This is a genomic window from Streptomyces sp. NPDC004111 (assembly GCF_042874215.1).
In the GTDB taxonomy this organism is placed as follows: domain Bacteria; phylum Actinomycetota; class Actinomycetes; order Streptomycetales; family Streptomycetaceae; genus Streptomyces.
In genome coordinates this window covers 200,696-209,251 of the sequence record NZ_JBIAMU010000015.1, presented here as the reverse complement: position 1 = coordinate 209,251, position 8,556 = coordinate 200,696, and the positions used below count along the sequence as shown (strand labels likewise).

7 protein-coding genes and 1 tRNA gene are annotated in these 8,556 nt (G+C 70.0%); 2 read left to right on the top strand and 6 right to left on the bottom strand.

The features are described from left to right. Positions 1–277: 277 nt before the first annotated feature. The 3 genes from ACFYVL_RS28175 to ACFYVL_RS28165 form a co-directional block, all read right to left on the bottom strand. A tRNA-Pro gene (locus ACFYVL_RS28175) sits at positions 278–351 on the bottom strand. A gap of 30 nt (positions 352–381) precedes the next feature. Further along, entirely contained in the window at positions 382–1,119 is a 738-nt protein-coding gene (locus ACFYVL_RS28170) for a Pr6Pr family membrane protein (protein ID WP_389249618.1), read from the bottom strand. A gap of 145 nt (positions 1,120–1,264) precedes the next feature. After that, the gene (locus tag ACFYVL_RS28165) at positions 1,265–2,203 is read right to left on the bottom strand and encodes a metallophosphoesterase (protein WP_389249616.1); all 939 of its coding nucleotides are present in this window, start codon (positions 2,201–2,203) and stop codon (positions 1,265–1,267) included. 88 nt (positions 2,204–2,291) lie between these two features. Between ACFYVL_RS28165 and ACFYVL_RS28160 the strand changes: the two genes are divergently transcribed. Beyond that, a complete protein-coding gene (locus ACFYVL_RS28160; protein WP_389249614.1) occupies positions 2,292–2,756 on the top strand; it encodes a GatB/YqeY domain-containing protein in 465 nt (154 codons plus the stop codon). Positions 2,757–2,903: 147 nt separating this feature from the next. On the opposite strand, the gene ACFYVL_RS28155 is transcribed toward ACFYVL_RS28160, so the two are convergent. Continuing rightward, positions 2,904–5,177: a transglycosylase domain-containing protein gene (locus ACFYVL_RS28155; RefSeq protein WP_389249612.1), complete on the bottom strand. Its 2,274-nt coding sequence runs from the start codon at positions 5,175–5,177 to the stop codon at positions 2,904–2,906. A 364-nt stretch (positions 5,178–5,541) separates the two neighbouring features. On the opposite strand from ACFYVL_RS28155, the gene ACFYVL_RS28150 reads away from it, so the two are divergent. Further along, entirely contained in the window at positions 5,542–5,889 is a 348-nt protein-coding gene (locus ACFYVL_RS28150) for a WhiB family transcriptional regulator (protein WP_389249610.1), read from the top strand. Positions 5,890–5,971: 82 nt separating this feature from the next. Here ACFYVL_RS28150 and ACFYVL_RS28145 read toward each other — a convergent pair whose 3' ends face one another. Together ACFYVL_RS28145 and ACFYVL_RS28140 are read right to left on the bottom strand one after the other, a co-directional pair. After that, positions 5,972–7,504: an ArsA family ATPase gene (locus tag ACFYVL_RS28145; protein WP_389249608.1), complete on the bottom strand. Its 1,533-nt coding sequence runs from the start codon at positions 7,502–7,504 to the stop codon at positions 5,972–5,974. After that, positions 7,501–8,517, bottom strand: a complete 1,017-nt coding sequence (locus tag ACFYVL_RS28140; RefSeq protein WP_389249787.1) for an ArsA family ATPase — start codon at positions 8,515–8,517, stop codon at positions 7,501–7,503. Before ACFYVL_RS28140 ends, ACFYVL_RS28145 begins: the two co-directional genes overlap by 4 nt. Positions 8,518–8,556 lie beyond the last annotated feature (39 nt).

Here is an 8,556-nt window from a genome sequence, read left to right as displayed (position 1 = left end):
GTGGTGCGGATCAAACCCCCCCCCGGGCCCCGCCCCCGCCCCCCCCGCTCGCCCGCCCCCCCCCCCCCCCCCCCCGACGCGTGTATGCGGGTCCGCTTGTGACTGGTGGTCGCGGCGCCCGGGGGTGCCGGTGCTGCCCGCACCGCAATTCCCGCGTCGCTCTCCGGGGTTGTGGATTCCTTGATCCACTCCCCGCTCACTCCCGAGCGTCCGCACAACGCAGATCAGGCCTGGTCTTCCGAATAGGAAGACCAGGCCTGATCTGGTGTTTCAGCTGTCGGGGTGGCGGGATTTGAACCCACGACCTCTTCGTCCCGAACGAAGCGCGCTGCCAAGCTGCGCTACACCCCGATGTCCACCGCGTTGCCGTGGCGACATCGATTACTTTAGCCCACCCGCGCGCTGAGGCGAAATCCGGTTTTTGGGGCCTCGCAGGTCGGGGCGTACGCGGTCCAGGGCGACCAGGGCCAGTGCCAGGGCGTAGAAGGCCAGGCCCAGGAACAGGGCGTTCGTGGCGATGCCCGCGTAGCCGTGCTGGGTGACGTCCAGGAAGGGGTACGGGTAGCGGGCCTCCGCGTCCGGGGGGAGGGCCGCGCCGCGGGTCAGGGCGAAGACGAAGTACGCGGCGGGGTAGAGGAGCCACTGGGCGGCGTAGCGGAAGAGGAGGCTGCCGGGGGCGGTGAGGAGCAGCCAGTCCAGGACCGCTCCGAGGGGCGTGACCGTGTGCAGGAGCTGGTTGGAGACCGCGCGCCAGCCGGTGATGGCGTGGTCGGGGTCGTCGGTCATGGAGAAGCCGCTGGAGGCGTTGGCCAGGATCAGGTGGTAGACGAGACCGGTGATCGCGATGAAGAGCAGTGCTCCACCGGTCAGGCGCGGTGAGAGGGGCGCGCGGCCCTGCCAGGCGCGGACCGCCGACCAGCCGGCCACCACGGCCAGCAGCACGTTCGACTGGATCGTGAAGTAGATCGCGACCCGGAGCGGGTCGCCGACGGTCATGTCGATCGCGACGCCGGTGACCGCGGTCAGACACAGGAGCGCGCGGAAGAGCGCGGCGTACGGGCGGCGGCGGGCCGGACCTGCGGCGGAAGCGGGCACGCCCGTGGGGATCGGGGCGATCATGATCCCCACGGTACGGGCGAGCGGGCCGGAGGGCGCGCGGAGGGGAGTGGGGGGAAGTGGGGGGCTTGCGGGGTGTGAGTGCCCGGTCGGAGGGTGAGTGGCGGTGCGAGCGGGACGACGTGGCCCCGGTACCCACCCCTCCCCGCTAGCGCTCCCGTTCCGTCAGTGTCAGCAGCGTCGCCTCCGGGGGGCAGGCGAAGCGGACCGGGGTGTAGCGGTTGGTGCCGCAGCCGGCCGAGACGTGCAGGTTGGCGCGGTTGCCTTCGGCCTCGTGGGTGGAGAGGCCCTTCACCCGGTCGGTGTCCAGGTCGCAGTTGGTGACCAGGGCGCCGTAGAAGGGGATGCACAGCTGGCCGCCGTGGGTGTGGCCGGCCAGGATCAGCGGGTAGCCGTCGGCCGTGAAGGCGTCCAGCGTCCGGAGGTACGGGGCGTGCACGACGCCGATCGAGAAGTCGGCGGAGGTGTCCGGGCCGCCCGCCACGGCGGAGTAGCGGTCGCGCTTGATGTGCGGGTCGTCCAGGCCGGTGAAGGCAAGGTCGAAACCGTCGGCGGTGGGGAGCTTGAGGCGGCCCCGGGTGTTGGTGAGGTTGACCCAGCCGGCGGCGTCGAAGCCGTCACGGAGGTCCTCCCAGGGGTTGTGCACGGCACCGGTGATGGGCGCGTTGCCGTTCAGGCCGTGCTTGCCCTTGACCTTTTCGATCAGGTAGCGGCCGGGGTTGCGCAGCATCGGTCCGTAGTAGTCGTTGGAGCCGAAGACGTACACGCCCGGGAACTGCATGAGGGGGCCGAGGGCGTCCAGGACCTCGGGCACGCCCTCCGTGTCGGAGAGGTTGTCGCCCGTGTTGACCACGAAGTCGGGGCGCAGGCCGGCCAGCGACTGGAGCCAGCGCTTCTTCTTGCGCTGGCCGCTCACCATGTGGATGTCGGAGACCTGGAGCACACGCAGGGGCTTCGCACCCGGTGGCAGAACGGGGACCGTCACTCGTCGGAGCCGGAAGGAGCGGGCCTCGAACCCCGCTGCGTAGGCGATGCCGGCCGCTCCAACAGCCGTGATTCCCAGGGGTACTCCGTAACGTGCGCGCATGCCTCCATCGTCGCAGACCGTCACGGAGCCCCGTGCCGCCGAGGAAATGGGCGGGCGCCGGGGCCGTACGACCTGCCACACTTACGTCATGACCACGCTCAAGTCCCAGCTGAAGGACGAACTCACCGACGCCATCCGCGCGCGTGACGAACTCCGCTCCTCCACGCTCCGGCTCACTCTCGCCGCGATCCAGGTCGAGGAGGTCTCCGGCAAGGAGGCCCGCGAACTGACCGACGCCGAGGTGGAGAAGGTGATCGCCAAGGAAGCCAAGAAGCGCCGCGAGGCGGCGGACGCCTTCGCCAAGGGCGGCCGGACCGAGCAGGCGGAGCGGGAGCGGGCGGAGGGCGAGATCCTCGCCACGTACCTGCCGCAGCAGCTGACCGACGACGAGCTGAACGCGATCGTCGAGCAGGCCGTCGCCGAGGCGAAGGCGGGCGGCGCCGAGGGTCCGCGCGCGATGGGCGCGGTCATGAAGATCGTCAACCCGAAGGTCGCGGGCCGCGCCGAGGGCGGCCGGGTGGCCGCCTCGGTGAAGCGGCTGCTGGCCGGCTGAGGAAGCGGCCCGGGAACCCCGGATCTGCTCCGAGCCACTGCGGATCCGAGGAGAGGGTTCCGGATCTGCGAAGAGGGGCTCCACCCGTGATCGGGTGGAGCCCCTCTTCCGTGAGCGGGTGAGCGGGTGAGCGAGTGCCGGTCTGGCTTACGGCCAGTTGCCGCCGAGGATGTCGGGCCAGCCGCCGTCCCCGCCGCCGTTGTTACCGCCACCGTCATTGCCGCCGCCGTTGTTACCGCCGCCGTTGTTGCCTCCGGGGCGGCCGCCGGCGTCCTGACCGGGGTCGGTGTTCGGGGGCTTGTTGTCGCCGCCGCCCGGCCGGTTCTTGCCCTTGTCCTTGTCCTTGTTCTTGTCGGGCTCGGGGATGTCGACGGTGTTGAACTTCGGCGAGTCCTTGCTCTCCAGGGCGCCGGTCATCGCGTCCTTCCAGATCGGACCCGGCACCTGACCGCCGTACACCTTCTCCTGGTACTCGCCGCCGATGGTGAGGTTCTCCATCTTGACCTGCTGCGACGCGCTGCCGACCCAGACGGCGCCGGACAGGTTCGGGGTGTAGCCGACGAACCAGGCGTTGCGGCGGGCGTCTGTCGTACCGGTCTTGCCCGCGTTGTCCCGGCCGTTCTGGAGCCCGGCCTGCTTACCCGTACCGGAGTCGACCACTCCGCGCAGCAGGGTGTTGATGGTGTCCGCGGTCTGCTCGGCCATCGCCAGCGAGCAGGAGGTCTTCGGCACCGGGAGCGCCTTGCCGCCGGGGCCGGTGATGGCCTCGATGGCGACCGGCGTGCAGTACGTGCCCCGGTTGGCGAAGGTCGCGTACGCGCTGGCCATCGTCAGCGGCGAGATACCGGTCGAGCCGAGGGTCAGCGAGGACGGGACCTCGGGGATCTTCGTGCCGTCGCCCTGCACCAGGCCGATCTTGTCGCTGAGCTGCGAGACCGGGCACATCCCGATGTCCTGGAGCATCTGGACGAAGTAGGTGTTGACCGACTTGTTCATCGCCTCCCGGAGCGGGTACGGGCCGACCTCGCTCTCGTCCTCGTTCTCCAGCTTGTAGCCGCCGTTGTTGACCCACGGCTTTCCGCTGCACGTCGTGACCCGCTCGGGGTACGGCATCTGGTACGGCGAGGAGTAGACCTGCGTCGGCGGCTTGCCCTGCTCCAGCGCGGCGGCGGCCAGGAACGGCTTGAAGGTCGAACCGGTCGGGAAGCCGAAGTTCGAGCCGCCCATCTTCTTGTTGACCGAGTAGTTGATCTGGGTCTCGTTGGTGCCGAAGCCGTACGGCTTGGACTGGCCCATCGCGAGGATCTTGCCGGTGCCGGGCTCGACCAGGGTGACGGCCGTGGCGACCTTGTCGCTCTTGTAGACGTGGTCCTTGATCGAGGCCTGCGTGGAGCGCTGGGCCTTGGGGTCCAGGGTGGTGCGGATGGTGAGACCGCCCTGGTTCCAGACCTTGGCGCGGTCCTCGCGGGACTTGCCGAAGACCGGGTCGTTGAGGAACACCTCGCGGACGTAGTCGCAGAAGAACCCGGCGCCGCTGACGGCGGTGATGCAGCCGTTCTTCGCCTTGTTGACCTTGAGCTTCAGCGGCTGGGCCTTGGCGCGGGCCGCCTCGGCGGGCGAGATGGCCCGGATGTCCGCCATCCGCTGGAGCACGACGTTGCGGCGCTTGGTGGCCTCGGCGGAGTCGTTGACCGGGTCGTACCGGGTCGGCGACTGGACGAGGCCGGCCAGCATCGCGGCCTCTTCGAGCTTGAGGTCCTTGGCGTGCTTGCTGAAGTAGCGCTGCGACGCGGCCTCGACCCCGTAGCTCTGCTGCCCGAAGAAGGTGATGTTGAGGTAGTTCTCCAGGATCCGCTTCTTGCCGAGTTCCTTCTCGACCTGGATCGCGTACTTCAGCTCGCGGATCTTGCGGCCGAGGGTCTGCTGGGTGGCCTGGGCGACCTTGTCGGGGTCGTCACCGGCCTCCTCGACGAAGACGTTCTTCACGTACTGCTGGGTCAGGGTGGAGGCGCCCTGCGCCGTGCCGCCCGACTGCACGTTGCGGTTGAGGGCGCGCAGGATGCCCTTCATGTCGACCGCGCCGTGCTCGTAGTAGCGGTTGTCCTCGATCGCGACGATCGCCTTCTGCATGTACGGCGAGATGTCCTTGAGCTCGACCACCGTACGGTTGCGGGAGTAGACGTCGGCGATCTTGCCGCCCTGGCTGTCCAGGATGGTGGTGCGCTGGCTCAGCGGGGGGCGCTTGAGGTTCGCGGGGATGGTGTCGAATCCCTCGACCGTGCCCTTGGCCGCGAGGCCGAGCGCGCCGGCGGCGGGCAGGGCGATACCTGCCAGCACGGCTCCGGAGAGCACGCTGACACCGAGGAATTTGGCGGCCTGCTGGGTCCCCGTGAGACCCCCGCCCGAGCGCTTCTTTGCCATGGGAAGCAGCCTACGTTCTCATTCGCCGGACACATGTAAAGGCTCTGGCCTAAGCTGCTCTCGGCTGTCACGGCAGAACCGTTCCGCATCGGCGCCGCGGAACTCGTCCGAGTGACCCCGCGGTCGGTCCCGAGTCCACCGCGATCCAGCTGAACTGTCCCGATTCGTCGGGTAGATGACGCATGTCCCCAGCTCACTCCCCTGGGTGATCTGCCGCATACGCATAGTCCGTTCGGGCCATTCAAGATTGGGCCCGAAGGGGGTGTTGCGGTGTGCCCACCTTCCGTAACGTCCTCAACTGGCAGCGGTGAATATGCCGCTGCCGCCGTGGGGGAGCCTCGATTCGGGAGAGGACGGCGCCGGGATGGGCTGGGTAACCGACTGGAGTGCGCAGGCAGCCTGCCGCACTACCGATCCGGATGAACTGTTCGTACAAGGAGCGGCGCAGAACCGGGCAAAGGCGGTGTGCACCGGATGTCCGGTGCGGACCGAGTGCCTGGCGGACGCGCTGGACAACCGCGTCGAGTTCGGCGTGTGGGGTGGCATGACGGAGCGGGAGCGCCGCGCACTGCTGCGCAGGCGTCCGACGGTCACCTCGTGGCGCAGGCTCCTGGAGACCGCGCGTACGGAGTACGAGCGCGGTGCGGGCATCCTGCCCGCGGTGCTTGAGGACGACGAGGTCTACGAGGAGACGTACGCCGCAGTGGGCTAGGCCGAACGTGACGGCCTGGACCATACGTGGCGGCCGGCCCCGCGAGTGCGGTGCCGGGCGCGAGTGCACGAACCGTCGTCGGCTAGGCCGAGGGCGGCGGCGTGGCGGGTGACGGTCCGGGCGGGGATGCCTGGCCGGTCGCCAGCTGCTCGCCGATGGCCCGCAGACCGGCCAGATCGTGTACGTCCCCGGGCAGGGCGGCGACCTCGGTCACTGCCACCTCGGGGTGGAGCGCGGTGAAGCGGTCGCGCGTTCGCTGTTCACGCGCGAGCACCTGCATGCGTTCGGCATGCAGCCGCAGCAGACCCGCGGTCAGGTGCGCGACGCCGCCGTCGGTGGTGCCGTCGGCCTCGTCCGTGGTGTTGACGTCGGCGTCATCGGTGCTGCCCCTGGCGCTGTCGTCGGCATCTTCGGCGTCCTGGGCATCGTCCTCGATGGTGTGGTGGGCCACGGTCGGCGTCGTGCCCGCGGGGGAGTCCGCGGAGTGCTCGGGAGGAGTGGCCGTGGAGCCACGAAGTCCAGCATTCCCGTCCCGTTGATCCACAATGCCGCCCTCTTCAAGATTTTCCGCGGCGGCGAGTGCCCGCTCGGCCGACAGCTGCGGGGCACCGCTGCCGTGCACCCGGTTCAGTACGAGACCGGCCAGCGGCATCTCCTCCGCCGCGAGCCGCTCGACGAAGTACGCCGCCTCGCGCAGCGCGTCCCGCTCCGGGGCGGCGACCACCAGGAACGCCGTACCGGGTGCCTGGAGCAACCGGTACGTCGCGTCCGCCCGGGTGCGGAACCCGCCGAACATCGTGTCCATCGCCGCCACGAACGTCTGCACGTCGCGCAGCAGTTGACCGCCCATCAGCTTGCTGAGCGTGCCCGTCATCATCGACATGCCGACGTTGAGGAACTTCATCCCGGCCCGGCCGCCCACCTTCGCCGGCGCCATCAGCACCCGGATGAACTTCCCGTCCAGGAAGGAACCGAGCCGCTTGGGCGCGTCGAGGAAGTCGAGTGCAGAGCGGCTCGGCGGGGTGTCCACGACGATCAGGTCCCACTCGTCGCCCGCGCGGAGCTGGCCCAGCTTCTCCATCGCCATGTACTCCTGCGTACCGGCGAACCCGGCCGACAGGGACTGGTAGAAGGGGTTGTCCAGAATGGCGCGGGCCCGGTCCGCGTCCGCGTGCGCCTCGACGATCTCGTCGAAGGTCCGCTTCATGTCGAGCATCATGGCGTGCAGCTCACCGCCCGCCGTGTCGTCGATGCCCTTCACCCGGCGCGGCACGTTGTCGAGCGAGTCGATGCCCATCGACTGGGCGAGCCTGCGCGCCGGGTCGATGGTCAGCACCACCGTCCGCCTCCCGCGCTCAGCCGCCCGCACCCCCAGGGCCGCCGCCGTCGTCGTCTTGCCGACGCCGCCGGACCCGCAGCACACGATGATGCGGGTCGCGGGGTCGTCCAGCAGCGGGTCGACGTCCAGCAGCGGCGAGACGTCCAGCCCGGCCGCCACGTCCGCCGTCGGGGCCGTCGGCGCCGGTGCCGTTGCCGGCCGTGGCGCGCCCGCTCGGGGGCGTGCGGTCGCCGACGCTGCCGTCCGGTCCGGTGCCGGTGACGAGTCCATGCTCATGCCGCTCCCTGCGCCCGGTCCGCACCGAGGTCGGTGCGGAGTGTCCGCGCCAGCCGGTAGAGGCCGGCCAGGTCCAGTCCCTCGCCCAGCAGCGGGAGCTCGTAGGTCGGAAGCCCGATCCCGGCCAGTGCGGCCCGCTGCTCCCGCTCCAGCTCGACCCGCTGGGCGTGCTCCGCCGCCTGCTCCAGCAGCGGGTCCACCAGGCGCTCGGCGAGCCCACCGCGGCGGGCGCCGCCGAGTCCCGCTCGGGACAGCGCCCGCGCCACGTCCGCACGCTGCTCGCCCGCCGCCGTCCGCAGGGCGTCCTCGTCCACCAGGTGCGGGCGGACCATGTTCACGATGACGTTGCCGACGGGCAGCTCGGCGGCCCGCAGCTCGGCGATGCCGTCGGCGGTCTCCTGGACCGGCATCTCCTCCAGCAGCGTCACGAAGTGCACGGCCGTCTCCGGAGACTTGAGCACCCGCATCACGGCCTGCGCCTGGTTGTGTATCGGCCCGAACTTGGCCAGGCCCGCGACCTCGTCGTTCACGTTCAGGAACTTGGTGATCCGGCCGGTGGGCGGGGCGTCCATCACCACGTAGTCGTAGACGTACGCGTTCTTCCTGTCCCGGCGGCGGACCGCCTCGCAGGCCTTGCCGGTCAGCAGGACGTCCCGCAGTCCCGGCGCGATGGTCGTCGCGAAGTCGATCGCACCGAGCTTCTTCAGCGCCCGCCCGGCGCTCCCCAGTTTGTAGAACATCTGGAGGTAGTCCAGCAGCGCGCGTTCGGCGTCGATCGCGAGGGCGTACACCTCCCCGCCGCCCGACGCGACAGCGATCTTGCGCTCCTCGTACGGAAGGGCTTCCGTCTCGAAGAGCTGCGCGATGCCCTGTCTGCCCTCGACCTCCACCAGGAGGGTGCGTTTGCCCTCGGTGGCGAGGGCGAGCGCGAGTGCCGCGGCTACCGTGGTCTTGCCGGTACCGCCCTTGCCACTGACGACCTGGAGCCTGCTCACGTATCCGAGCCTAACCAGTCGTCCCGCGAGCCAATCAGGAGGCCGTCCTTCCCACGC